Source organism: Xanthomonas sp. LF06-19 (genome assembly GCF_034105425.1).
GTDB lineage: Bacteria > Pseudomonadota > Gammaproteobacteria > Xanthomonadales > Xanthomonadaceae > Xanthomonas_A > Xanthomonas_A sontii.
Window position 1 is genome coordinate 176,536 of record NZ_JAXGGH010000004.1, and the last position, 24,920, is coordinate 201,455.

Sequence of the window (24,920 nt, forward strand, 5' to 3'; positions counted from 1 at the left end):
GTGGCGGGGTTCGAGACTCGGGACTGTGACTAGAGTAATCACACCAGCGTGCGCAGGACGTGCGCGGGGAGCGATGGCGACGTCGGTCGGCGCTGCACGCTACGCCTCCGGCGAACGGCGGGTGCGGCGCTTGGCGCGGCGGCCGGCGATGACCTGGTCGACGTCGTCCAGCGCACGCCGCAGGCGCGCGGTGGTCTCGGTCATGCGCCGCGGCTGCACGTCCACACCATCGAGGAAGGTGCGCTTGCGGTCATTGAGGATATCGTGGCGCAGCGCGATGCCGTGAGCGGCCAGCAGCGGTTCCAGCGTCTGCGCGTTGCGGCGCAGGTCCGACAGGGTGTTGCGGTAGGCGAGCTGGCACACGCGGTGGCGCGCGGCGTAGCTGAAGAGATTGGTGAAGAACAGCTCGCCGTTGTCGGCGTTGGGCTCGAAGACCAACTGATCCACCTGCGGGTACTGTCGCGCGTACTTCTCCAGCCCCACCTGCATGCGCGATTGCAGCAGGGTGCGGAAGGTCTGCGACAGCACCGCCGGCAGGCCACCGGCGAGCAGCCGCGCGCGGTCGATGTGGCCATTGCGGCGCGGCGCGTGGGTGGCGTCGTAGGGCACCAGCGGGTTGATCCCGATCATCAGGTCGATGCCGCGCTCCAGCAAGGTGGAGGCATGCATGGTGCGGCGCAGCGCACCGTCCACGTAATGGTGGCCGTCGATCTGCACCGGCGGATACAGCCCCGGCAGCGCCGCGCTGGCCTGGATCGCCAGCGAGATCGGCACGTGGTCCATGCCCGGCTCGCCGAAGCGCACCGCACGACCGCTGTCCAGGTCCACCGCGACCACGAACAGATTGGCGTCGAGGTCGCGGAAATCGTTGCTGCGGCCGCGGCGGCTGAACACGTCCTGCAGGAAACGCTCGACCCCGGCGTTGTCGAACAGGCCGCTGGGCACCAGTCCGCCGAAGCGGGTGATCAGGTCCGACCAGCGGGTCTTGCGCGGTTCGGTGAGCAGGTCGTGCCACCAGCCGTAGGCCAGCCCCGGCAGTGTCGCGGCACGGCGCAGATACTCGTAGACGTTGGGTCGCAGGAAGTCTTCCGGGCGGAACCGCGCATCGTCGCTGTTGCCGGTGACGAAGATCCGGCAGATCTCGGCACTGCTGATGCGGTTGGCCAGACCGGCGGTCAGGAAGGCGCCGGAGCTGACGCCCACGTAGCAATCCAGGCGGGTCAGGTCCAGTCCGTCCAGCGCTTCGTCCAGGGCACGCAGCGCACCGAGGCCGTACATGCCGCCGATCGGGCCGCCGCCGGCGATGGCCAGGCCGATGCGGCCGTTGGAATGGGGACGGGGCGAGGCGCTGTGGAGGGAAAGCATGCGCGGTCCGCAGGAGGCAGTGGCGCGAGTGTAGCCGAGCGCCGTGACGCTTGCGGTCGTGCCGGGCTGCGACCATCATCGGCGCCCATGGCGCGCAGCACTCCCGTCCTGGAACGACTCGGCCGCCGCCTGGCGTGGCACCAGGCGCTGCACGACCCCGCGCGCGAACCGCGCAATGCGCTGCGCTGGCTGCAGGAACTGCGGCGCTGGCAATCGGAGCGGCTGGAGCACAGCTTCGAGCATTTCCTGGAGGATCCGCAGCGGCGTCCGGCGGCGATGTTCTTTCTCACCGACGTCTATGGCGACCGCGACTTCAGCCGTCGCGACGCCGACATCGTCAAGGTGTTGCCGATGATGCAGCGGCTGATGCCGGCGTCGTTGCTGGACACGGTCGCCGACGGCATCGAGCTGGGTGCGCTGACCCACGCTCTGGACCTGCGCATGGCCGAGGCGCTGCAGGCCCTGGCGCCGCGGCGCAAGCGCCTGGACGAAGCGTTGTATGCCGAAGCCTATCGGCAGACCGGGCTACCCCGGCTGCGCCAGCGCCAGATCGACCTGATCGCCCGCGTCGGCCTGGGCCTGGCCAAGGCGGTGCACACACCCGGCGTGCGCATGCTGCTGCGCTTCGCCCGCGGCCCGGCCAAGGCAGCGGGGTTGTCGGAACTGCAGGGATTCCTGGAGCGGGGTTTCGACGCGTTCTCCAAGCTGGGCGATGCCGAGGGGTTCATCGGCGATATCGAGACCACCGAGCGCGCCGTGTCGGAACGATTGTTCGCGGGCGATCCGGATCCGTTTGCGTTGGAGTGAGTGAGCGGCCGGACCCTCACCCCAACCCCTCTCCCGACGGGAGAGGGGCTTTGGCTGCTCCCTTCTCCCGCCGGGACCATGGCCCCCTTTTGCGGGGGAAGGTGCCCCGAAGGGGCGGATGAGGGTACGTGCGAAGCCTCGTGCAACTGATCGCGTCAGCGCTTGCTACCGCACCCTCACCCCAACCCCTCTCCCGAGGGGAGAGGGGCTCGATGCACTGATCAGCCCAGCTTTTCCGACAGCACGCGACGAATCTCGCTTTCCACCGTGCCCTTCATCGCCGACAGCAGGAAGCCCAGTTCGGCAGTCACGTGCACCTGCTTGGGCAGCAGTTCGATGCGTCCGTCCACGCCCGAGCGCGAGAACAGCAGGGAATCGCCATCCCAGTGCGATTCCAGGTCGAAGCGCTCGGACAGTTTCTTGGCGGCGGTTTCGATGGCCTTGCGGGCCTGCGCGGGGGTCTTGTCGTGGTCGTGGCGGATGTCGATGCTGGACATGCTGGCTCCTGTGCGGGCGGGTGCCCGCGTGAACGATCAGGCATTGTGCGTATGCGCGGTGCATTGTCCAGCGCGCGCGCTTCTGCACTCGCAGGCAACCTGCTAGGCTGCCCGCCGTGCACGATCTGCAAGTCCATTTCAGCAACCGCCAACATCCCGACCGGCCCCTGCGCGCGGGCGTGCATCGCATCGTGCGGTTGGCCTCCGGCCAGGTCAGCGTGGTCGACGACACCCAGGGCGCATTGCTGCTGGCGCAGTTCTGCCTGGACCGGCGCGGTCTGTGGCTGCAGGTCGCCAACGGCAGCCGCGGCATTCACGTCAACGGCCGCCCGGTGCGGCGCATGGCGCTGCTGCGCGCCGGCGACGCGGTCTACGCCGACGGCGTCGAAATGGTGGTGCAGGGCAAGTGCGAGCCGCTGCAGCGCCTGCCTGAGGTCAGCGAGGCCGAGTACGACGATCCGCGCCTGGTCCTGCGCGGCGTCGGCGGTCCGCACCATGGCCGCAGTTTCACCGTGGACCGGGTGCGCAGCATCGGCCGTCTGCGCGAGTGCGACATCCGCATCGACGATCCGGCCTGCGCCGAGCAGCACGCGCGCCTGGAACGGCATGGCGAGCGGGTGCTGCTGCGCGGCTTCGGCGAGGCGCAGACCCAGGTCAACGGCGTGGCCGTGCGCAGCTGCTGGCTGCAGCCCGGCGACCAAGTGGTGTTCGATGCCCAGCACCGCTTCGTGCTGGAGGTCCCGCAGGTCGTCGGTGCCGAGCCGCTGCGCGACGACCCGGCCTTGGCTGCGTTGGCGCTGACCCCGGCGGTGGCGCCACGTCCGGCCACCGCGCGGCGCTGGCCGTGGCTGTTGCTCAGTGCCTTGCTGCTGGCCGCCGCGCTCAGCGGGCTGCTGTGGTTCGGCGCGCGCTGAGCGCCCGCCAGCCGCGCCAGCCCAGCAGCACCGCCAGGATCGCCGCGTACAGCAGCGGTTCGCGGATGTCCGATTTCACCAGCCACCAGAAGTGCAGCACGGCGAGTACGCCGATCGCATAGATCGCCTTGTGCAACTTGCCCCAGTTGCGCTTGAGCCGGCGCATCCAGCCCTGGGTGGAGGTGACCGCCAGCGGCACCAGCAGCAACCAGGCCAGGAAGCCGACGGTGATGTACGGGCGTTTGACGATCTCCTCGAAGATCTGCGTCCAGTAGCCGCGCAGGTCCAACCCCAGATAGGCCGCCAGATGCACGGTCGCGTAGAAGAACGCGTACAGCCCGAGCATGCGCCGGAAACGCAGCAGCACCGATTGCCCGGTCAGCTGCCGCAGCGGGGTGATGGCCAGGGTCAACAGCAGCAGCCGCAGCGCCCACAACCCGGTGCGGTGCTCGACCTCGGCCACCGGATCGGCACCGAGCGCATCGCTGCCGGTCTGCCACACCTGCCAGAACTGCCAGCCCAGGTACGCCATCGGCGCCAGCGCCAGCGCATGCACCACCGCCTTGGCAGCGATCAACGAAGCGGAGGTCTTAGCCATGCGCCGTCATCGCGCCGTGTTGGCACAGGTGCCACGCGGCACGCCGACTGCGATTCCAGCCGTCGCGCGAGGCAACCACCAGGCGCCGCGCTTTTCCCATTCCCGATTCCCAGTTCCCCATTCCCAGCCTCTCCTCAATACCATTTCTTCAGATCCATCCCCGCATACAGCGACGCCACCTGATCGGCATAGCCGTTGAACGGGCGGGTGGGAATGCGCTCGGCGAACAGCTTGCTGGCCTTGCCGGCGATACGGCGCTCGGTCTTCTGGCTCCAGCGCGGATGGTCCACCGCCGGATTGACGTTGGAGAAGAAGCCGTACTCGGAGGGTTGCAGCTCGTGCCAGGCGGTTTCCGGCATGCGCTCGACGAAGCGGATCTCGACGATCGACTTGATGCTCTTGAAGCCGTACTTCCACGGCACCACCAGCCGCAGCGGCGCGCCGTTCTGCTGCGGCAGCGGCTTGCCGTACAGGCCGGTGGCGAGCAGGGTCAGCGGGTGCATGGCCTCGTCGATGCGCAGGCCTTCCTTGTACGGCCAGTCGATCGAGCTGTAGCGGATGCCGGGCATCTGCTTGGGATCGGCCAGGGTGGTGAAGGCGACATACTTGGCCTTGGAGGTCGGCGCGAAGCGCTTGAGCACGTCGCCCAGCGGCACGCCCAGCCACGGGATCACCATCGACCAGCCTTCCACGCAGCGCAGCCGGTAGATCCGCTCCTCGGGCGTATGGCCCTTGAGCAGGTCGTCCAGGGACAGCGTGCCGGGCTTCTCGCATTCGCCGGACACCTTCACCGACCATGGCGAGGTGCGCAGGGTCTTGGCCGCCTTCGACGGATCGGTCTTGTCGGTGCCGAATTCGTAAAAGTTGTTGTAGCTGGTCACGTCCTCGTAGCGGGTCAGCTCCTCGTTGGTGCGGAACCCGCTGCGCGCCTGCTCCGGCGTCACCACGGTCTTGGGCGGGGCCGGCGGCTCGGCGTCGGCGCAGCCGACCAGGCCAGCCACCGGGGTCAGCGCCAGGGCCTGCAGCAGGCGCCGCCGGTCGCGGTAGACCGCCTCGTCGGTGATCTCGCGGCTGGGGACGGTGAGGGCATCGCGCAACGACATGGCGGACTCCTGGAGCGAAGGGGGCGAGCAGTGGCGGGGACTTCACCACAGACTACGCATGCGCAGGGCGAATGGATGCAAATGCAACCTAAATTGCCCGGGCCGCAAGCTGTTGCGCTGCGGCATACTAGGGGTCCTGTCCGATAGGTGCCCCATGACGCGCGCGTTCAATTTCAGTGCCGGCCCCGCTGCCTTGCCGGAATCGGTCCTGCGCCAGGCGCAGGCGGAGATGTTGGAGTGGAACGGCGTGGGCGCCTCGATCGTGGAGCTGAGCCACCGCGGCGCCGAGTTCATGGAGGTTGCGGCACAGGCCGACGCCGACTTGCGCCGGCTGATCGGCATTCCCGACGACTATGCCGTGCTGTTCCTGGCCGGTGGCGCCACCACCCAGCAGGCGCTGCTGGCGCTGAACTTCGCCGCGCCCGGGCAGACCGTGGACTACGTGGTGACCGGGCACTGGGGCAAGACCGCGATCAAGCAGGTCGGGCCGTACGTCGACGTGCACGTGGCCGCCAGCAGCGAGGCCGACGGCTTCCGCGACATCCCGCCGCGCGCGGCCTGGCAGTTGCGCGACGATGCCGCCTACGTGCACATCACCGCCAACGAGACCATCCACGGCGTGGAGTTCCGCGACACGCCCGACGTCGGCGACGTGCCGCTGTTCGCCGACTTCAGCTCCAGCATCGCCTCCGAGCCGATCGACGTCTCCAGGTACGCGCTGATCTACGCCGGCGCGCAGAAGAACCTCGGCCCGGTCGGCGTCACCGTGGTGATCATCCGCCGCGACCTGCTCGAACGCGCCGGCCAGCCGCGCGCGGACATCTTCGATTACCGCTCGCATGTGGCGCGCGACTCCATGCTCAACACGCCGCCGACCTGGAACTGGTACCTGGCCGGGCTGGTGTTCAAATGGATGCTGGCCGAGGGCGGCGTGGAGGCGTTCGCCGCGCGCAACCAGGCCAAGTCGGCGCTGGTGTATTCGGCGATCGACGCCTCCGGCGGCTTCTATCGCAACGAAGTCGCGGCGGCGGTGCGCTCGCGGATGAACATCCCGTTCTTCCTGCCGGACGAGACCCTGACCACGCGCTTCGTCGCCGAGTCCAAGGCGGCCGGATTGCTGGCGCTGAAGGGCCACAAGGCGGTCGGCGGCATCCGTGCGTCGCTGTACAACGCCATGCCGCTGGCCGGTGCGCAGGCACTGGTTGCGTTCATGCGCGACTTCCAGCAGCGCCACGGCTGAGTCGCCGATTTTTGTAGGAGCGGCTTCAGCCGCAACCGGATCGCTGCGGCGATCCGGACCACCGAGGAACCCCCGATCCATGGCCGCAAAGCCGAAGAAATCTCCCTCCGCCGACGCCAAGCCGGCCAAGCCCGCGAAACCCGCCGCCACGCCGGCCCTGGCCGACGTGCGCGCCAAGATCGACGAGATCGACCGCAACATCCAGGCGCTGATCGCCGAGCGCGCGCAGTTCGCGCACCAGGTCGGCAAGGCCAAGGGCAAGCTCGCCGCGGCGGTGGACTATTACCGGCCCGAGCGCGAAGCGCAGGTGCTGCGCATGGTGGTCGACCGCAACCAGGGCCCGCTCAGCGACGAAGTGCTGGTGCACGTGTTCCGCGAGATCATGTCCGCGTGCCTGGCGCAGCAGGAGCCGCTGAAGATCGGCTACCTGGGGCCGGAAGGCACCTTCAGCCAGCAGGCGGTGCTCAAGCACTTCGGCCGCTCGGCGGTGGGCCTGCCGATGGCCACCATCGAGGAGGTGTTCCAGGAAGTGGAAAGCGGCAACGCCGATTTCGGCGTGGTGCCGGTGGAGAACTCGGGGCAGGGCACGATCCAGGTCACCCTGGACATGTTCCTGACCTCCAACCTGAAGATCTGCGGCGAGACCGAGCTGCGCGTGCACCAGTTCCTGCTCTCGCGCAGTGGGCGGCTGGACGCGATCGAGCGGATCTACGCGCATCCGCAGTCGTTCGCGCAGACCGCCGGCTGGCTGCGCGCGAATCTGCCCAAGGTGGAGAAGATTCCGGTCTCCAGCAACGCCGAGGGCGCGCGCCGGGCGCGCAATGCCGACGATGCGGCGGCGATCGGCGGGGAGAGTGCGGCGCATGTGTATGCGCTGAAGAAGGTCATCATGAAGTCGATCGAGGACGACGCGGACAACACCACGCGCTTCCTGGTGATCGGGCGGCAGATCTTCCCGCCGTCGGGGCACGATCGTACGTCGGTGCTGGTGTTCATCCACGACAAGCCGGGTGCGTTGTTCGATGTGCTCAGTCCGTTCGCGCGGCATGGGATCAGCATGAATCGGATCGAGTCGCGGCCGTCGCATCAGGCGAAGTGGGAGTACGGGTTCTTCATCGATCTGGCGGGGCATGTGGAGGATGAGGCGATGAAGTTGGCGTTGGCGGAGTTGAAGGCGCATTCGGCGCAGATCAAGGTGTTGGGGTCGTATCCGGTGGCGGTGCCTTGATTTGGTTCCGCGGTTGCTTCGTCTCTAACCGCTGCAGGGCGCTTTGGTCACTAGGAGATGTGCACCTGTAGGAGCGGCTTCAGCCGCGACGGGGCATTCCCTGGAATGTGAAACCGCTTCTTCAGCAGCAACAGCTTTAACGGCAATAGCTTTCGCGCTGACGCGCGAGTCACTTTTCTTTGCTTGTGCAAAGAAAAGTAACCAAAAGAAACACACCCCCGGGCGGGCTGCCCCGCGCTGCGCGCGGGGTCCGCGGACACGACGGGAATTTTCGGAAGGCACATCCATGTGCCTGCCGAAAACGACGCGCATCCTGCGCGTCGCCCCTCACGGGGTTTTACCCGCCATGTCCGCCAGCCCTCACGGGGGATTGAAAGCAACAGCAAAAGCCAGAACAACAGCAAGAGCAACAGCAACAGCAACAGCAACAGCAACAGCAACAGCAAGGGCAACGGCGGTGGCTGACTTGGTGTAGGCATCGTGGCAGCAGCGCAAGCGCGCTGTAGCGGCGCCGATGTCGCCGGGTGGTGGTGAATCTTCGGGTGGTTGGACTTTCAGGAACGATGATGAGCAACGAGCAAGGCTGGATCGCAACGCGCGGCACTGCGCTGCAGGGCACGCTGACGGTGCCGGGGGACAAGTCGGTGTCGCACCGGGCGGTGATGTTCGCGGCGTTGGCCGATGGCACGTCGCGGATCGAGGGGTTTCTCGAGGGCGAGGACACGCGTTCGACCGCGGCGATCTTCGCGCGGCTCGGGGTGCGGATCGAGACGCCGTCGCCGTCGCAGCGTGTCGTGCATGGCGTGGGCGTGGATGGGTTGCAGGCGCCGCAGGGCGAGCTGGATTGCGGGAACGCCGGCACCGGCATGCGTCTGCTCGCCGGGCTGCTCGCGGCGCAGCCGTTCGACAGCGTGCTGGTCGGCGATGCATCGCTGTCCAGGCGGCCGATGCGCCGGGTCACCGAGCCGCTGGCGCTGATGGGCGCGCGCATCGACACCGAGGCCAATGGCGTGCCGCCGCTGCGCATCCATGGCGGCCAGCCGCTGCGCGGCATCGACTTCGTCTCGCCGGTGGCCAGCGCCCAGGTCAAGTCGGCGGTGCTGCTGGCCGGTCTGTATGCCGACGGTGTCACCACGGTGCAGGAGCCGCATCCCACCCGCGACTACACCGAGCGCATGCTGTCCGCGTTCGGCGTGGACATCGAGTTCGCGCCCGGCCAGGCGCGGCTGCGCGGCGGCCAGCGTCTGCGCGCCACCGATATCGCGGTGCCGGCGGACTTCTCCTCGGCGGCGTTCTTCATCGTCGCCGCCAGCATCATTCCCGGCTCGGACATCACCCTGAAGGCGGTCGGGCTCAATCCGCGCCGTACGGGTCTGCTGGCCGCGCTGCGCTTGATGGGCGCGGACATCGTCGAGCACAACCACAGCGAGCACGGCGGCGAGCCGGTGGCCGACCTGCGGGTGCGCTACGCGGCGCTGCGCGGCGCTACGATTCCCGAGAGCGTGGTGCCGGACATGATCGATGAGTTCCCGGCGCTGTTCGTCGCCGCCGCCGCCGCCGACGGCCAGACCGTGGTCAGCGGTGCGGCGGAGCTGCGGGTCAAGGAGTCGGACCGCCTGGCGGCGATGGCCACCGGGCTGCGCAGCCTCGGCATCGTCGTCGATGAGACCCCGGACGGCGCCACCATCCACGGCGGCACGCTGGGCGCCGGGACCATCGAGAGCCACGGCGACCATCGCATCGCCATGGCCTTCGCCATCGCCGGGCAACTGGCGCAGGGCGAGGTGCGGATCCAGGACGTGGCGAACGTGGCGACGTCGTTCCCGGGTTTCGACACGTTGGCGCGGGGCGCGGGCTTCGCGTTGCGCACCGCCTGATCGCCTGCGCAGCCCCGGCCGCGTGCAAGCGCGGCCGGGGGAAGAGGCAAGTCGGGTTGTCGAAACGTCAGCGCGTCGGCTGCGGACGCGGCGGATCGCTGGCGGGTGTGGACTGGGTAGCGCGGTAGCCGCTGCCGTCGTCGTCGCGGTCCACCGCCAGCCACCAGCAGGCCACCGCCAGAGCCAGTGCGATCACGATCATCCAGGCCCACGGCGACCCGCGATCGGCCCGCGCATGCACTTCACCGCGCGCAGACGACGGGCGGGCGGGGCGCTTCCACGCGTCCAGCGGCTGTGTCGACTTGTACGGGGTGGGCATGGCGGCAACTCCGGTGCCGTGGGACGGGTCCAGTGTCACCCAGGACATGCCTCAGGGGTGTCACCCCGATGTGAACGCCGCCCGCGCGTCCGGGCGGCGGTTCAGTTACGGACCCGGCTTGAAGTCGAACGGAATCTCGATGCTGGCCGGCACTGCACGGCCGTTCTGCTGCGCCGGGCGGAACTTCCAGCGGCGCACGGTTTCCATCGCCGCGCGGTCCAGATCGCGCGAGCCGCTGCGCCGGAGCAGGGCCACGCCGGCGGGCGCACCGCTGGCATCGACCTCGACCCGCACCACTACCGTGCCGGCATCGCCGCGGCGCAGCGCCGCCGGGGGATAGCGCGGCGGCGGGGTCTGCCCTTCCAGCGGCACCGGGCGGTTGCCCGGTGCCAGCGCGGTGGCCGTGTTGCCAGCGACATCGCCGCCTGCGGCCGGTGCCGGCGCTTCTGTGGTCGGCGGCGGCGCCGGTGTGGTCTCCACCAGCTTCGGCGCGTCGCCGGCGGGGGCCGGCTTGGCCTGCGGCATGCTGCTGGCGGCGCTGCCGGCGGGCAGCGGCTCGGGCAGCGGCTTCACCTGTTCGGTGTCCTGCTGCACCTGCTGCGCCGGCTGCGGCTTGTAGAAATCGTTGTCCTTGCGTCCGACCAGCCACACCACCAGGAACAGCAGCAGGCCGGCGGCGAAGGCGATGCCGACGATCGCGAGCAGGCGCCGCGGCAGATGCAGCACGATGCCGGGCTTGGAGGACGAGGGCGACGTGGACATGGGACTCACCGTAGGGAACCGTTCGATTCTGGCATAGCCGCAGTGAATCGCGCGCCGCGGCGGGCGCGAGTCGGCAAAACCGCGACGGACAGGCGATAATCCCGGGTTCGTTCCCCTGGCACCCCGCGCCCATGCTCGATCCCGCTCTGCTTCGCCAACAGCCCGCCGACCTCGCCGAGCGCCTGCGCACCAGTCGCGGCTATGCGCTGGACGTGGCCGCCCTGGAGGCCCTGGAGGCCGACCGCAAGCGCATCCAGGTGCGGACCCAGGAACTGCAGAGCCTGCGCAACAGCCGCTCCAAGGCGATCGGCCAGGCCAAGGCCAAGGGCGAGGACGCGAGTGCGCTGATGGCCGAAGTGGCCGGCTTCGGCGACGAGCTAAAGGCCTCCGAGCAGCGCCTGGACGAGATCCGCGCGCAGCTGGAGACGCTGGCGCTGGAGATTCCCAACCTGCCGCAGGCCGACGTGCCGGTGGGCAAGGACGAAGCCGACAACGTCGAACTGCAGCGCTGGGGCAGCCCGCGCAGCTTCGATTTCGAGGTCAAGGACCACGTCGAACTCGGCGCGCGCCACGGTTGGCTGGACGGCGAGGCGGCGGCCAAGCTGTCGGGCGCGCGCTTCACCGTGCTGCGCGGGCCGATCGCGCGCCTGCACCGCGCCCTGGCGCAGTTCATGCTGGACCTGCACACCGGCCCGCACGCCTACCAGGAAACCAATGTGCCGGTGATCGTCAACGCCGACAGCCTGTACGGCACCGGCCAGTTGCCGAAGTTCGAGGAAGACATGTTCGCCACCGCGCTGGGCGAACAGAAGCGCTACCTGATCTCCACCTCGGAGATCTCGCTGACCAACCTGGTGCGCGACGAGATCGTCGAGGCCGAGCGCCTGCCGTTGCGCATGACCGCGCACTCACTGTGCTTCCGCTCCGAGGCCGGCAGCGGCGGCCGCGACACCCGCGGCATGATCCGCCAGCACCAGTTCGAGAAAGTGGAACTGGTCAGCGTGTGCCGCCCGGAAGACAGCGCCGCCGAACACGAGCGCATGACCCGCTGCGCCGAAGTGGTGCTGGAAACGCTCGGCCTGCCGTACCGCAAGATGCTGCTGTGCACCGGCGACATGGGCTTCTCGGCCAGCAAGACCTACGACCTGGAAGTCTGGCTGCCGTCGCAGCAGACCTATCGCGAGATTTCCTCCTGCTCCAACTGCGGCGACTTCCAGGCGCGGCGCATGCAGGCGCGCTGGCGCAACCCCGCCACCGGCAAGCCCGAGCTGCTGCACACGCTCAACGGCTCCGGCACCGCGGTCGGCCGCGCCATGATCGCGGTGATGGAGAACTACCAGAACGCCGACGGCTCGATCACCGTGCCCGACGCGCTGCGCCCGTACATGGGCGGGGCCGAGCGGATCGGCTGATCGCTCGGGCCCGGGGCGTCGGCCCCGGGCGCGCCTCGCGTCGCCGTTGCTGCGGCGACGTCCTCCTGTCCGTCCCTGCGCTCAGGCAACGTGTCCTGATGCGGGCAGTGCCCCGCCTTGCGCCACGGTGGGGCGTCGACCCGGACGGGGCAGGGCGTTCGCATGCAGTGCCCGCTGCAGCACGCGCCGCAGCGGCGTTCCGCGTGCGCCGAGCTCCCGTCCCCGTCACTTCGCGCTAGCCCGGCCGGGGTTACCCTGCGTCCGTCTCTATCCGTGCCTGAGCCACCGCGCGAGCGCGACGGGCGTCCCTGCAGCGCAAATCGTTGTAGGAGTAGAATGAACCGGATCCGATTGTCCCCATCGTTCTAAATATCGAAAGAACATGCACGACCTCAACGATCTGTACTACTTCGCCATGGTGGTCGACCACGGCGGGTTCGCCGCCGCCGAGCGCGCCCTGGGCATCCCCAAGTCGCGCCTGAGCCGCCGCATCAGCCAGTTGGAGAGCGACCTGGGCGTGCGCCTGCTGCAGCGCTCCACGCGCCGTTTCGCCGTCACCGACCTGGGCATGAGCGTGCACCGCCACGCCCAGACCATGCTGGCCGAGGCGCAGGCCGCACGCGAAGTGGTCGACCGGCTCAGCGCCGAACCGCGCGGGCTGGTGCGGGTGAGCGTGCCGGTGTCGCTGGCGCAGATGCAGTTGCCCAAGCTGCTGCCGATGTTCCTGGACCAGTACCCCAAGGTGCGGCTGCAACTGAACATCAGCAATCGCCGCGTCGACATCATCAACGAAGGCTACGACGTCGCCCTGCGCGTGCGTTCGCGCCTTGACGACGACGGCAGCCTGGTGATGCGCAGCTTCGGCCAGGTGCAGGAACTGCTGGTCGCCAGCCCCAAGTACCTGGACCGCGCCGGCCGCCCCAAGGATCCCGAGGAGCTGACCTCGCACGTCACCCTCAGCATCAGCGAGGACGAAGCCCGGCAGCGTTGGGAACTGCACGGCCCGGCCGGCGAAGTGCGCCGCGTCGACCTGCAGCCGCGCGTGGCCGGCTTCGACTTCCCCCTGCTGCAGTCCATGGTCAAGGACGGCTTCGGCATCACCCTGCTGCCCGAGACCGTCTGCGCCGAAGCGGTGCGCAACGGCGAACTGGAAGTGGTGCTGCCGGAATGGTCGCTGCCGCAGGGCATCTGCCACGCCGTGTTCGCCTCGCGCCGCGGCCTGCTGCCGGCGGTGCGCGTGTTCATCGACTTCCTCGCCGAACACCTGCCGCGCCAGATCGAAGCCTCGCGCCTGGACTGCGGCGGCAACTGCCCCGAACGCACCAAGGCGCGGCACTCCACTCTGGGTGCGATGGCGGTCGAGGCGGGTTGATCCAGACGCCGGCCGCGCACGTCGGCCGAGCAAAACCGCCGCGGGCGTGCGAAAATGCCCGCCCTTACCGACGGTTCTTGGTTACCGCCGCGTTCGCAAACGGAGAGATGGCCGAGCGGTTTAAGGCACCGGTCTTGAAAACCGGCGAAGGGTCAAACCTTCCGTGGGTTCGAATCCCACTCTCTCCGCCATGACTGCGGGTAAGTCATTGAATGAACGGACTTACCTTGCTGAGCTTCATGGCGTTCCCTACTTTGTTTCCTGAGCGCTCCTAAGGCTCAGGGCATTTCGCGGACTCGAGCATTCCGGTGCGCACGTGACGGTCTCTTGGAGGCGTTCCCGATGGGTAACCGGACCTTCGTGTATGTCGCTAGCGTGCATGCGCTTCCAGAGCGCCTGGGGCTAGCACGTCGCAGAGCCGAAACGGAAGCGCAGTAGCTGAGCCGGCCATACCGGGAGTGCCGCAGAAATGGCCCGCATTAAACGACTGCTGGGCGCTTTACTAGCGATAGCCTCTTGAATACCCGTCGAACCTGGGTGGCCGTCCACCGCTTCCCTCTGCGTGTCAGCCAGCCCTGAGCATTGAGCCAGGCTGCGTAATCAGTCAAGCTCATCCCAGTTTGCTCTTGCATTGCCCTGTAAAGCAATTTCCCAGTCTCAACGCTGTAACTGTCTGCTAGTAGGCGTCGCTTTTGATTCGCTCGATTGGTGTCCTGATTTCGGACGTGCCCTAGGTGTGGATTTCCGCCTGGCCTCGCCATCCTCTTCCTATTTGCGAAATGTAAAGTACCCACACAAATACCTCACGAGAGCACAGAAACGCAATGCTCCGCGAGGAACGCAATGGAAGACCAGAAATACGAAGCGCGACAAACTGAGCTACAGAAGGGGCTTGCAGGTCATTTCCTGCAGGACGACTACAATGCCTTCATCACCTTGACCTTCAAGTCTGAAGACTCGGTGAGCTACCAATACGCTGAGAAGACCTTTGGTCGTTTCATGCATGCGCTCCGGTGCAGCCTGTTCAAGGAAAGATGCACGTACAGGATGCCCTTGGTTCCGGTCGTTGAAGGTTATCCAGGGAGGCCGTTGTGCAGCGGCGCCCCGTATGACCCCATCGAGCGGACTCATATCCATTGCTGCATCAAGCTTCCCGGAAATCCCCTAGACCAAAAGGAACTGGTTAGGAAGAAGTGGCTTGGTGCAGGCGGAGTATGCGGAGACCCACATGTCTACGACCGAAATGGCGACAGTTGGTTCATTGAAATTGCAACGCCTGCCGAAATGAGGACGTACGTCAACTACTCATTGAAGCAGTGCTGCAGCGACCACCAGCCTGTGCTCTGGAACTTTGTGCGCGAGATTCGGACTGCTTGATTAGCGGCTAGACTGCTTCCCTGCTGGGCGCCAGAGTCAAAGTTGTACATCGCTGAAGTCGTCGGAGTTGGGGGTTGGCCACCCCCCAACCTTCGACTAATCTATTATCAAAAACATTCATCACACGTGCACCGGAACTACAGGCAACACTGCGGACGCTATGGCATACCTGGCTTGCGCAAAGGGAGCCTAATCAGGCGTTCATCCAATTTAGCTGGTTGGTCCGCTGGGCAATTGTAACGTTTCTCCCCAACAGGAATGCCGAGGTGTCGGTGCAGTAGGGATACATAGTCCAAATCCAGAGCTAAATCATGACTCGCATCTGGAATTGCAGCTCCAACTTCGAGGGTCGCGCCGCCAGTGGAAAGAATGGGAATCGGTTTTGCCCTCGGCTGCATTCTTTGGAATAGTTGGAACTCCTCCAGTAGCCCATCTTTTCCGCCGATAAAAATGCCCGCGTCAAACTGGTTCTCGCTGAACATTTGGTGGCGCATGATGTTTAGGCTCGCATCTCGGTCGGGCTCTCTTTGTGTGTACACGACATTCCGAAATTTCTCATTGTCTTCCGGGTATTCGTCCTCAAAAAACCTTGACTGATACAATGTGACCCATTGGGAGTAGTCCACGCCCAGTCCTTCAGCAACTGCGTAGACCATCGGGGTGATTGCGGGGTGTCCGCCCCACACCAGTCGTCGGCGCCCTAGCACGACATGGATGAGAGCACCTACTGCAGTGGCGATAGCTACCGTATCAGCCGTTTGAGCGTATCGATTCTCCCCGCTGCCGTCTGGAACGCTTGCTGACAGGAAGATAGCTGCGTTGATGTTCATCATCAGAACTCCATCAGTGCCCAAGCCGCTTCGCGTGCGCGTATAGCGCGGACAACGTGAATATTGTCATCTAGCCACCTCAAATGCTCCAGCCAAGCTGGCCTGATTCCTAGGTGGTCGTAGACAAGAAGGGCGTCAGATCCTTGACCAGAGCCTTGGGCCTTGTTGGCTACGTCGTTTAGCATATCGGCAGTGGGCACTCCAACCACGGGGTAAGCGAAAACACGCCTGCCATGTGGCAGCACAATTGACACGGCGCGATGTGCTCCAATACCACCTACCTGCGCTCTAATCGCCTGTGCTTCGACTCGAAGCTTTCCGACGATTGACATCATGCGAGCCGCGACGCTTCGGCTGCGAAGGTTCTCAGTGGCTGCAATGATTTGTTTCACAGTTGGCTCAACGATTGGGCCATCTGCTGCTGTTAGCTCTGAAGCTTCGAGGTAAATCGTTTCGGCGAGGTCCGTTTGTGCGTTTCGCCTGTGGTTCGGCCAGACCACTTGAAGTATGTGAATTCCAGTGGCCCTTGCTCTGCCTAGCTCTTGACGGGTCCACTTCCGTTCGAAATACGTCTCGGTATCCAGCATAATCATCACATCGGAGTCGCATAGACGATGCCATAGCGCTTCCTGGAACTGTTCGCCAGGCGAGATGTCATGGGTGTCAAGAAATACATCGAAGCCGTTTGCACTCAGCTCATCATGCAATTGCACAGCTGCAGCTCGTGCTTCAGTGCGGCGATAGCTAACGAAGACCCTGCGCTGTCGTTGCAGCAATCCCATGCATTCCAATAGGGCTGATGCTAGACGCGACATCTCTGGGTCCGCTGCCAAGTCAAGCTTGTAACCATTTGTTGCCTGCAGGCAATCAGGGACGTCGGTTTCGAATGAGCCGGTATTGCTTATGACCGGGATTACAGCTGCGCTACTCCCGACAAGGTCCGCCACAACCTGCTCGTCTGCATGGCCTTTTCCTCGAAAGCAAGCTGCAGCGAACGCGACGTGCCTGTTTCTAGTTGAAACATTCCCTCCATCTAAGAGCAGGACGTCGGCCCCAACCTTAAGGTCGTACGCGGCCAGCATTGCAGTCAGCGTGGTCTCGAGTTGTGTTCGCTCTTCGGGACTGGCATCGCCGAGAATAGCTATTTCGTAGTGGCTCATCTGAGAACTCCCTGTGTAAATGCGAACGTGGGCGCCATTCGGCGCCCACGCTGACAGGCTACTTGCCCGCGGCCTTCGCTGCTTCCTCAATGCGTGCCTTGAGCTTGTCGCCGTCCACATACTTGTAGACTTTGTACCCGCCGTTCGTCAGTGCTGCTGGCGTATTCCCTGCCGTGTCGGTCTCGCCATGCTGGTTCTTCAGCTCGTGGATTTGGATGCCTACGATGCCGTTGCCTCGAGCAATGGATTGCTGGATTTCGTAGTTGATGTATTTGCGATTTGCCGTCTGGTTGCCAATGAACACGACCGTGACTGTGGTGCCCTTAAGCCCATCATCAATCATCTTCTTGATTTCGGCGTCCCCCTTCTTCTTTGCCTCCTCCCACAGCGAAGCATCACGGAATCCTGCAGCAGCGCATCCGACAATCTCGTCCAAGTTGCGGATTTGGTTTACGCGCCAAATGTCACGCTGGTAGTGAAAGCTAAAGAACACGCTTCGCATTAGACACACTCCTTGTAGCCTGCGGCAGAGATGCGAGCCGGCCGCTAACTCGCGCCCGAGCCTCACAAGCCGGGCACGAACATGAATGGTGTCATCTGGTTCTAAATGCAACCCCTTGCACTTCGGAGTCGGTGCCACCCCACGTCTTGGCCAAAATGTATACAACCTGGGATACCTCTAGGCATGTTCCAAATCCCATTCCAAAATGGCATTCTCCAAACATCTAGAGTTTTCGAGACTCCTTGAAATGGAAATCATTGGCTACGCACGTGTCAGCTCGGCCGGTCAATCTCTGGATGTCCAACTGGACAAGCTCACCAAAGCGGGCTGCGGGAAGGTCTACCAAGAGAAGCGCTCTGGCCGTCAGGCAGAGAACCGTCCTGAGCTTCAAGCAGCTCTTGAGTACGTGCGGGATGGTGATGTGCTTGTGGTCTCCCGTCTGGACCGTGTCGCCAGGTCCGTCCTAGACTTGGCCAAGATTGCAGACAGGCTCAAGCGCAAGAACGTCAGCCTTCGCGTCCTGGACCAGGGTTTGGACACCACGACAGCAGAGGGGAAGCTGATGTTCAACCTACTGGGGGCGTTCGCTGAGTTCGAGGCGGATATTCGGGCTGAGCGCCAGCGTGACGGGATTGCGCTTGCTCAGCAGAAGGGAACCAAATTTGGCCGAAAAAAGGCTTTGACAGAGGTGCAGGAAGAGCGTTTACGCAGGATGCGTGCCGAAGACGGCTTTAGCATCGAGCAGCTGGCCGAGCGCTTCTCCATCAGTCGCAGTAGCGTATATCGAGCACTACAGACCTAGCGGATGATTTTGGCCTGGCGCACGAATTCAGCCATCTCCAACATCTGTCTGAGCTCATCATCTATACCGCAGTCCACCTCTCCGGTGAGCTCCCCGCGTAACATCTCAACCAGATGCTGCACCTCGGCAACCGCTGCTTCCCGCCATCGGGTGTTGGCCACGGTGTTGTCATATCGTGCGACTTGCTCTTCGCCCCCCAGGCCAGGGAAGAACGTCTCCCACATGTCGAGGGAATACCTGAGATTGACAGATAGCTGGTCAAAGCGAGCGGAGAGGGCATCGTAGGGCTCTCTGTCGTCCGAGTAGTCAGCCCTGTCGGCAAGGGAGCGAATGCTGTGGCGGAGTCCTCGGACCTCTCGATACAGCGTCAGCGGTTCGGTCTGACTCTTTCCTAGGAAGATGTGCGCCTTGAGAACGCACTCAGCAGCTAACAGCACGTCCACGAAATTCTTCACCCGGCCGGATTTGGTGAAATCCTCTGGCCGCAGTAGTCCATAGCGGCGAAGGAACTCCCGAGCATCATTGTGGTAGTGCCATGCCAAGCTATGTCTAATGTGATGGACCACTGGTCACTCGCGTTTAGGTCTAGTGGGACTGTGCGCACGGCGTCGGCAGACAGCTCTGACGCTAGTTTTCGCTGCTCGGATGGTGATAGCGAGGCTGCGCTCAGAATTATCTGGGCCATTGTGTCATTGTCAGCCACCAGATAGGCCAATAGAGCGCCAAGCTCCTCAGCGAGCATATCTGCCGTGGCGAAGTCGGGTTCCGAAGTTCCCAACTCGTACCTATTCACCCTGCCCGACACGGCTTCCTCCTAGAGGCCAATTCGCCTTCCAAGCTCTCCGCCACACTGGCGGTCAAGGCGTGATGGCGTTTGCGGAGTCCAAGGGTGGGACGCCTGCGTTGATCTAGGGCGGTGGGACCTAAGCAGTGTTTGCGTCCTTAAGACACCCACAGCGTCAGAACTTGGCCGCTATTGATTGCGCGCGATACTGGCTGGGCGATGCATCGAAGTTGCGTTTGAATGCAACCGCGAACGCGCTTTCAGACGAGTAACCGACAGACATCCCGATCGCACCGACCGACAGCGTCGACGTCAGCAGACGATGAGACGCCAGGGCCATGCGCCACCGGGTCAGATAATCCATCGGCGTCTCGCCGGTGACGCGCTCGAAATGGGCGGCGAAGCTGGAGCGCGACATCCGTGCGGCGGCGGCCAATTCTGCGACCGTCCACCGATGGCTGACGTTCGCGTGCATGGCCGTCAGGGCACGATGCAGTGCGGGCACGCCGAGCGCGGCCAGCCATCCCATCTGCTGCTGGCCTGTCTCGAGATGGGCGCGCAAGGCCTCGATCAAGAGCGCCTGCGCAAGGTGTCCAGCGAGCAGATCGCTGCCTGGCCGAGGTTCGCGCAGTTCGACGATGAGGCGCCGTACGCTGGCTTGAAGCGCCGCCTTGTGATCTTGAGACCGGATGTGGACCACCGGCGGTACCGCTGAAAGGATGGCCGCAGCATGTTGGCCGCGCAACGAAAAGAATCCCCCGATGCCTCGACACACCCCGCCGCCATTGAGTTCAGCGACGTGGCCAGGCGGCACCTGTGTCAGGAACGAGATGGCGTCCTGCCACGTCACGGGGGCGCCTGCGTACAGCTGCATGGCGGCTCCTGCTTGCACAAGAATCACATCACCCGGTTCCAAGGCGATAGGAGAGGGGGCGTCCTGCAGCACGATCCTGCATTCCCCCGAATCGATGGCAAAGCATCGGATGCCGTCGGCTGGCGGGAAACGCAGTCCCCAGTCGCTCCCAGCGTCCAACCCGCGAAATCCATACGAGTCGAGCTGAACGAGGGTGAGGATGTCGGAAAGCGGGTCGGTCATGTCTGGACGATAGCGACAGATGTTTCGACGATCGAACATGGGCTCGGCTGCCCGGCACCGATAGTGTTGCACTTGAAGGACGTGGCGGACATGCCGCGGCTTGAAATCCGGCCCATGGCCGCATTTGTCACTCCAGGGAGCAGCATGATGCATTCGGCGTATCGGTCGCAGGCAAGCACGACAGCGAAATCCAGACGGTCGGGCTATGCATGGGGCGTGCTCGCTGTGTTGAGCGGCATGGTCGCCCTGGTGTCCTATCGCTATCTGTTCGACCGAGGCCCCGTGCCACCTGGGGTCGCAGCCAACCGGCATGTGCATCCATGGTTGATCGTGCACGCGACCAGCGCCGCGACGGCGCTGCTCTGTGGGCCCTTGCAGTTTGTTCGCCGGCTTCGTCTGCGTCACCCGGGGTGGCATCGGGCGACCGGACGCGTGTATGTCGCGTGTTGCATGGTCGGAGGCCTCTCCGCCCTGTTTCTTGCTGCCGGGATATCCACCGGGCCTGTCGCTGGCGCGGGGTTCAGCGCACTTGGAATCGCGTGGATGGCGACAACGGCCATCGCGCTACGCAAGGTTCTGACAGGTCGGCTGGCTGAGCATCGGCGCTGGATGATGCGCTCGTTCGCCTTGACCCTGTCTGCGGTGACGCTGCGTCTTTACCTGCCTTTCTCGACGTTTGTCTTGGGCATCGAATTTGTCGTGGCCTATCGGGCAATTGCCTGGTTATGCTGGCTACCGAATCTTCTGGTGGCCGAGTGGCTGATGAAAGCGCGCCCATCGGCCCTCGGGCGAGATGACGTTAGCCCCGATTTCAAGCGCTCAGAATAGGTACCCGCGTCGTGGGATCCGCGATAAGCGCCTTGTCTCTCGCTTGGAGCATTTGCAAGGTGGTCTGGAAGTAGGATCCACAGTGCGGACGGTATCCTGCTTCTCTTCATTCAGTTGCGGGTTGCACGTCTTCGCAACCCGGTGCTACCGTCCGGCCGAGCTTCCAAAAGGGTCACCCGGTTTGGTGAGCAAAGCATCTCTAGGACAGTGGCGGACACGGATGCTGGCCGGGATCGGTGGCATCGCCGCGATCGTGGTGGGGTGGGGCATCGGGTTGTTCGAGGCCAAGGACGTGCCGGTGCCGCCCGCGCTGCAGGTTGGCAAGGACATTGCCGCGGGCGAGTGGTCGCTGCGCTTCGACCACGTGGAGACCAGCGACCGGTTACCGGATGGCGAGGTGGTGTCGCGCGACGGTCGCAAGGCGATCGTGCTGTATCTGCAGGCCACCAATCGCACCACGCAGACCAGCGGCTCGCTGGTGCAGGCGGTGGCGTTGAAGGCACCGCCGCGCGGGGCCGATGCGCGGCCGACTGCTTATCTCTTGCGCGATCGTGCGGCGAACACCGAATTGCAGCCGGGCCTGCCGGAACAGATCGCCCTGGTCTGGACCTATCCGGCGACGGAACAGGTGGCTGGCCGCGTGCGCTTCGACATCACCGCCAGGACCTTCAGGGCCTTCGACAATCTCTACGCGCAGCCGATATGGACCGATCCGCATCCGGTCGGCGTCGTGGAGTTGCCGCTTGGCGCAGCGCGTGCCGGCGCACAGGCGGGTGAACCGTGAAGCGGCTGGCCGCCATCGCGGTCCTGCTGCTCGGCTTCGTGCTGCTTGCCGGGATGCGCTGGACGATGCCGCGCTACGAGCGCATTACTGGCCCGATCGCGGTCTCCGGAGCGCCGGACGGTTGGGTGCAGACCGACAATCTGGCCGTGGACGCCGGCACGCCGCAGCTCGCGCGCACCATCCGTTTCAAAACGGCGGGCGCGCTGCAGCAGCGCGACAGCGGCGGCGTGTGGCTGGTGGTGCCGGTGCGGTCGAAGGTCGCGCGCGCGACCGCGCGCGTGTACGGCCGGGTCTGGGCAACGCCTGATGGCCGCCGCTACCGCGCCAGCGGCCGCGCCGAGATGGGCGATGCGGTGCTGTCGTCGATCAAGACGCTGCAGCCCGGGTTGGAGCGCAAGGACGTGCTGGTGTTCGAACTGCCGTCCGCGCTCGCCAGGGCCGGCGGCACGCTGCTGCTGTCGGAAGACCGCGACCCGCAACTGACGGCCGATGCGCAGGTGCGCTATCCGCCGCCCTCGCCCGCAGCGGCGGTCACCGATGTGCTCGATCTGGATGCGCTGCATGCACGCCTCTGACCGCGACGTGGCCCCGGCCGTTTCCGAGCGGCGCATGCGCTGGCTCGCACTGGCGGCATTGGTGGTGCTGGTGCCGTGCACGATGGCCGCGACCGGCTGGCGCGACGTGCGTGAACTGCTGCATGCGCGCGAATGGCGGCCGGTGGATGTGGCGATGGCGCAGACCGTGGACTACGACGGCGCCGCCGTTCGCCTCGCGTCGGTCGACGTGCTGCCGTTCGAGGCGGGGCTGCCCGCCGATCGCACCTTCGTGCGCACGCGCCTGGCGCTGGCGCCGGGCGCCGCCGGAGCGCAGTGGAGCGATTGCACGCTCAAACTGATCGACAGCACTGGCCGATCCTGGTCCGCGATCGATACCGTGCCGGACCTGTTGCAGCGTGCCCTGGCCAAGCCTGGCGAGTCGCCCGGCGTGGCCTGCGATGGACTGGCCGTGTCCGCGGCCAAGCCGGGCGTGCCGTTGGCGATCGACGGCTACTACCTGGTGCCGCGTGCGGTGGCCGCGCAGCTGCAACTTACCGTGAGCACGCGCGGCGGTCGCCCGCATTACCTCCGTTTCGCGCGGGGGCAAGGCCATGACTGAGTTGGCGCTGCGCGGCGGCCCGCTGGGGCTGATCGGCGACACGCTGCGGCTGTGGTTCCGCTATCTGCCGCAACTGCTGGCCGTGGCGCTGGCCGGCGTGTTGCTCAACGAACTGCTGCTGCAGGCCGCGGTGTGGATCGGCTACCAGAATCGGCTCGCCGGTCTGTTGTCGCTGACGCTGGTGGTACTGGTCAAGCTGGTGATCTTCGTGCTGCTGTTCGAAACGCTGCGCCCGGCCTTGCCGGGGATCGCCAGTGCGGCGCTGGCCGACCAGGCCGACGCGACGACAGCGCAGGACGAGGGCAGGGCGCGCTGGCGTCGCCTGTCGGCGATCGTCTCGCAGGCGCTGGTGCCGTTCTTCGCCTATTACGCCGCCTGGGGGTTTCTCGGCGAGACCATCCGCGCCTACGGACGCGAGGGCTTGGGACAGTTCAATCCGTTCGACCCGACTTACCGGGGATCGCTGTTCGAGGTGTCGGGCGGCTGGTGGCTGGCGGCGTCGGTGGCGCTGCTGTGGCTGATCCGGCGCGGCGCGAAAAAACAGAAGCAGCGCAGCGCGCATCCGGCTTGGAACGTGCTGATCGTGCTGTGCGAGGCCGGCTGGACCTTCGTCGGCATGTACGTGCTCACCGAATGGAAGGGCGGGGTGTTCCGCTGGCTGGCGCATCTGCGCATCGCCGATCTCGGCCAGCAACTGTGGCAGGGCATCGGCCATCCGATCGGCGTCGCGCATGCCGCGCTGCCGGGCGCGGTGGAGCAGGCGCCGCCGGGCGTGGCGGACACGTTGGTGGTGATCTTCTTCTCGGCCTTGTTGCCGGTGGTCTGGCTGGCATTGGCCGCGCTGATCTACCGCTACGACGTGCACAACGCCGAATGGAATGCGCGCGGCAAGTGGTCGAGCAAGGTCGACGGCACGCTGGGGCTGTGGCGGAAGCTGCCAACGTGGTTGCGCGACTTCATCGGCCATTTCTGGGCGGGCACCGTTTCGCGCTATCGCGCTGCGGCCAACAGCGTGCAGTTGGCCGGCGCCACCGGGCTGGCGGCCCTGGTCACCTTGATCGTGCTGTATCGCGCCCTGGACTGGGCCTCGGCCTGGGCCTGGATGGGACTGACCCGGTTGATCGGCCCGCACCCGCAGGTGGTGTGGCAGGCGATCGCCAATCAGCTGTCGGTGGTGCTGGGCACGCCTAGCGACCCGGGCGATGGCATCCTGCCGCAGACGCTGAAGATCTGCCTGCTCGCGGCGACCCTCGAGCGGGCCTTCCGTGCCGGTCGGAGCTGGCGGGCGTTGAAGTAGTCCGCGCCGCCCGAGCCGCGCGCATCGGGCGGTAATGCGTCAGCCGGCGGCGGTCGGCACCGATGGACTCAGGGCTGCGACGCCGGCAGGGCGAACTCGTCGAACAGCGCCTGCAGGACCGGCGTCCTGGGCATCCTGGCCAGCGGGATCTCGGCCTGTTCGAACCAGCTCCGGTCCGCCTCGGGATGCGGACCGCTGAGCACGACGGTGCCGCGGCCGAAGCTGTAGCGCGCCGCGGCCACATCGCCATTGGCGTAGGTGGCGAGCGCGCGGAAGCCACCCTGGGTGCTCTTCGGGAAGTAGGGGCCGTCCTGGAAGAACACGCTGTCGGGGCGGCCCTTCCAGCGAACCGCGACGGCCTCCTCATCGATGGTGGTGACGGGGAAGCCGGGTCGGCCGACCTCGCCATCGAGATCGTCGCCGATCAGGCCCATGTTGGTGTCATCGGCAAGATAGGCGCCCATGCACAGGCCCAGATAGCCGCCGCCCTGCGCGACGAAGTCGCGGATGGCAGCGATCCGGCGCTCGCCCATCGCCTGCAGCGCGGCCGGAATGTCCTGCCCGCCGCCCGGTTGCACATAGATCGCATAGCCGCGCAGGGTGGCGGGCGTGACGTCTTGCGCCTCCTTCGGGCCGATGATGTCGACCTTGTACTGCGGACTCAGTGCCTCGATCGCTTCCTTGGCGGTTTCTGAGCAATCGTCGCAGCCGGCTGCGCCGCGATAGACCGCGACACGGATCGTGGGTTGCGCGTTCGCCGCGGACACGCAGGCGAACGCAAGGCAGCACAGCGCCGCCAGTCGCAATGGAA

General features: G+C 65.6%; 26 protein-coding genes and 1 tRNA gene. 15 read left to right on the forward strand and 12 right to left on the reverse strand.

Annotated features, from left to right (window positions below; translation table 11 throughout):
* Window positions 1-99: 99 nt before the first annotated feature.
* Complete coding sequence (locus tag SLW55_RS10020; RefSeq protein ID WP_320745029.1) at window positions 100-1,365, reverse strand: patatin-like phospholipase family protein; 1,266 nt, start codon at window positions 1,363-1,365, stop codon at window positions 100-102.
* Between the two features lie 87 nt (window positions 1,366-1,452).
* On the opposite strand from SLW55_RS10020, the gene SLW55_RS10025 reads away from it, so the two are divergent.
* Complete coding sequence (locus SLW55_RS10025) at window positions 1,453-2,172, forward strand: hypothetical protein (protein ID WP_152239091.1); 720 nt, start codon at window positions 1,453-1,455, stop codon at window positions 2,170-2,172.
* Between the two features lie 221 nt (window positions 2,173-2,393).
* Here SLW55_RS10025 and SLW55_RS10030 read toward each other — a convergent pair whose 3' ends face one another.
* A complete protein-coding gene (locus SLW55_RS10030) occupies window positions 2,394-2,669 on the reverse strand; it encodes a polyhydroxyalkanoic acid system family protein (protein WP_017916064.1) in 276 nt (91 codons plus the stop codon).
* 116 nt (window positions 2,670-2,785) lie between these two features.
* Between SLW55_RS10030 and SLW55_RS10035 the strand changes: the two genes are divergently transcribed.
* Window positions 2,786-3,583, forward strand: coding sequence for an FHA domain-containing protein (locus SLW55_RS10035; RefSeq protein ID WP_295941079.1), 798 nt, complete (start codon window positions 2,786-2,788; stop codon window positions 3,581-3,583).
* On the opposite strand, the gene msrQ is transcribed toward SLW55_RS10035, so the two are convergent.
* Both msrQ and msrP read right to left on the reverse strand, forming a co-directional pair.
* A complete protein-coding gene (msrQ, locus tag SLW55_RS10040) occupies window positions 3,552-4,181 on the reverse strand; it encodes a protein-methionine-sulfoxide reductase heme-binding subunit MsrQ (protein WP_320745031.1) in 630 nt (209 codons plus the stop codon). The genes SLW55_RS10035 and msrQ overlap by 32 nt on opposite strands.
* A gap of 134 nt (window positions 4,182-4,315) precedes the next feature.
* On the reverse strand, window positions 4,316-5,284 hold the full coding sequence (gene msrP / locus SLW55_RS10045; RefSeq protein ID WP_152181387.1) for a protein-methionine-sulfoxide reductase catalytic subunit MsrP: 969 nt from the start codon (window positions 5,282-5,284) through the stop codon (window positions 4,316-4,318).
* A 154-nt stretch (window positions 5,285-5,438) separates the two neighbouring features.
* Here msrP and serC point away from each other — a divergent pair, with 154 nt between their 5' ends.
* The 3 genes from serC to aroA all read left to right on the forward strand — a co-directional run bounded on the left by serC (window position 5,439) and on the right by aroA (window position 9,629).
* Complete coding sequence (gene serC / locus SLW55_RS10050) at window positions 5,439-6,524, forward strand: 3-phosphoserine/phosphohydroxythreonine transaminase (protein ID WP_295913988.1); 1,086 nt, start codon at window positions 5,439-5,441, stop codon at window positions 6,522-6,524.
* Window positions 6,525-6,603: 79 nt separating this feature from the next.
* On the forward strand, window positions 6,604-7,752 hold the full coding sequence (pheA, locus tag SLW55_RS10055) for a prephenate dehydratase (RefSeq protein WP_320745032.1): 1,149 nt from the start codon (window positions 6,604-6,606) through the stop codon (window positions 7,750-7,752).
* A gap of 563 nt (window positions 7,753-8,315) precedes the next feature.
* Entirely contained in the window at window positions 8,316-9,629 is a 1,314-nt protein-coding gene (gene aroA, locus SLW55_RS10060; protein WP_320745033.1) for a 3-phosphoshikimate 1-carboxyvinyltransferase, read from the forward strand.
* 67 nt (window positions 9,630-9,696) lie between these two features.
* Here the strand turns inward: aroA and SLW55_RS10065 are convergent, their stop codons facing one another.
* Window positions 9,697-9,948, reverse strand: a complete 252-nt coding sequence (locus SLW55_RS10065) for a hypothetical protein (RefSeq protein WP_320745034.1) — start codon at window positions 9,946-9,948, stop codon at window positions 9,697-9,699.
* Window positions 9,949-10,053: 105 nt separating this feature from the next.
* Complete coding sequence (locus tag SLW55_RS10070) at window positions 10,054-10,710, reverse strand: energy transducer TonB (RefSeq protein ID WP_295940188.1); 657 nt, start codon at window positions 10,708-10,710, stop codon at window positions 10,054-10,056.
* A 131-nt stretch (window positions 10,711-10,841) separates the two neighbouring features.
* Between SLW55_RS10070 and serS the strand changes: the two genes are divergently transcribed.
* The 4 genes from serS to SLW55_RS10090 all read left to right on the forward strand — a co-directional run bounded on the left by serS (window position 10,842) and on the right by SLW55_RS10090 (window position 14,871).
* Complete coding sequence (gene serS / locus SLW55_RS10075) at window positions 10,842-12,122, forward strand: serine--tRNA ligase (protein ID WP_017914468.1); 1,281 nt, start codon at window positions 10,842-10,844, stop codon at window positions 12,120-12,122.
* 382 nt (window positions 12,123-12,504) lie between these two features.
* On the forward strand, window positions 12,505-13,494 hold the full coding sequence (locus SLW55_RS10080; RefSeq protein WP_010342573.1) for a LysR family transcriptional regulator: 990 nt from the start codon (window positions 12,505-12,507) through the stop codon (window positions 13,492-13,494).
* Between the two features lie 101 nt (window positions 13,495-13,595).
* A tRNA-Ser gene (locus SLW55_RS10085) sits at window positions 13,596-13,685 on the forward strand.
* Window positions 13,686-14,337: 652 nt separating this feature from the next.
* Window positions 14,338-14,871 (forward strand): hypothetical protein, encoded by a 534-nt coding sequence (locus SLW55_RS10090; RefSeq protein WP_320745035.1) that lies wholly within the window; start codon window positions 14,338-14,340, stop codon window positions 14,869-14,871.
* A 158-nt stretch (window positions 14,872-15,029) separates the two neighbouring features.
* Here the strand turns inward: SLW55_RS10090 and SLW55_RS10095 are convergent, their stop codons facing one another.
* From SLW55_RS10095 to SLW55_RS10105, 3 genes are read right to left on the reverse strand one after another with little or no spacing between them, the layout of a single operon-like run.
* Window positions 15,030-15,701: a hypothetical protein gene (locus SLW55_RS10095; protein ID WP_320745036.1), complete on the reverse strand. Its 672-nt coding sequence runs from the start codon at window positions 15,699-15,701 to the stop codon at window positions 15,030-15,032.
* Between the two features lie 2 nt (window positions 15,702-15,703).
* On the reverse strand, window positions 15,704-16,861 hold the full coding sequence (locus SLW55_RS10100; RefSeq protein WP_320745037.1) for a toll/interleukin-1 receptor domain-containing protein: 1,158 nt from the start codon (window positions 16,859-16,861) through the stop codon (window positions 15,704-15,706).
* 58 nt (window positions 16,862-16,919) lie between these two features.
* Window positions 16,920-17,363: a TIR domain-containing protein gene (locus tag SLW55_RS10105; protein ID WP_320745038.1), complete on the reverse strand. Its 444-nt coding sequence runs from the start codon at window positions 17,361-17,363 to the stop codon at window positions 16,920-16,922.
* A gap of 205 nt (window positions 17,364-17,568) precedes the next feature.
* Here SLW55_RS10105 and SLW55_RS10110 point away from each other — a divergent pair, with 205 nt between their 5' ends.
* A complete protein-coding gene (locus tag SLW55_RS10110; protein ID WP_320745040.1) occupies window positions 17,569-18,165 on the forward strand; it encodes a recombinase family protein in 597 nt (198 codons plus the stop codon).
* On the opposite strand, the gene SLW55_RS10115 is transcribed toward SLW55_RS10110, so the two are convergent.
* Together SLW55_RS10115 and SLW55_RS10120 are read right to left on the reverse strand one after the other, a co-directional pair.
* Complete coding sequence (locus SLW55_RS10115) at window positions 18,162-18,707, reverse strand: hypothetical protein (RefSeq protein WP_320745041.1); 546 nt, start codon at window positions 18,705-18,707, stop codon at window positions 18,162-18,164. The genes SLW55_RS10110 and SLW55_RS10115 overlap by 4 nt on opposite strands.
* Window positions 18,708-19,124: 417 nt before the next feature.
* On the reverse strand, window positions 19,125-20,084 hold the full coding sequence (locus SLW55_RS10120; protein WP_295919671.1) for an AraC family transcriptional regulator: 960 nt from the start codon (window positions 20,082-20,084) through the stop codon (window positions 19,125-19,127).
* Between the two features lie 51 nt (window positions 20,085-20,135).
* Between SLW55_RS10120 and SLW55_RS10125 the strand changes: the two genes are divergently transcribed.
* From SLW55_RS10125 to SLW55_RS10145, 5 genes are all read left to right on the forward strand, one after another.
* Complete coding sequence (locus tag SLW55_RS10125) at window positions 20,136-20,873, forward strand: DUF2306 domain-containing protein (protein ID WP_295969781.1); 738 nt, start codon at window positions 20,136-20,138, stop codon at window positions 20,871-20,873.
* A 121-nt stretch (window positions 20,874-20,994) separates the two neighbouring features.
* The gene (locus tag SLW55_RS10130) at window positions 20,995-21,657 is read left to right on the forward strand and encodes a hypothetical protein (protein WP_320745043.1); all 663 of its coding nucleotides are present in this window, start codon (window positions 20,995-20,997) and stop codon (window positions 21,655-21,657) included.
* Window positions 21,654-22,232 (forward strand): hypothetical protein, encoded by a 579-nt coding sequence (locus SLW55_RS10135; protein ID WP_320745045.1) that lies wholly within the window; start codon window positions 21,654-21,656, stop codon window positions 22,230-22,232. The genes SLW55_RS10130 and SLW55_RS10135 overlap by 4 nt, the downstream gene beginning before the upstream one ends.
* Window positions 22,219-22,812, forward strand: coding sequence for a hypothetical protein (locus tag SLW55_RS10140; protein WP_320740342.1), 594 nt, complete (start codon window positions 22,219-22,221; stop codon window positions 22,810-22,812). Before SLW55_RS10135 ends, SLW55_RS10140 begins: the two co-directional genes overlap by 14 nt.
* The gene (locus SLW55_RS10145; RefSeq protein ID WP_320745046.1) at window positions 22,805-24,109 is read left to right on the forward strand and encodes a hypothetical protein; all 1,305 of its coding nucleotides are present in this window, start codon (window positions 22,805-22,807) and stop codon (window positions 24,107-24,109) included. The genes SLW55_RS10140 and SLW55_RS10145 overlap by 8 nt, the downstream gene beginning before the upstream one ends.
* A gap of 68 nt (window positions 24,110-24,177) precedes the next feature.
* Here SLW55_RS10145 and SLW55_RS10150 read toward each other — a convergent pair whose 3' ends face one another.
* Window positions 24,178-24,915, reverse strand: coding sequence for a BPL-N domain-containing protein (locus SLW55_RS10150; protein WP_320745047.1), 738 nt, complete (start codon window positions 24,913-24,915; stop codon window positions 24,178-24,180).
* Window positions 24,916-24,920: the final 5 nt, after the last annotated feature.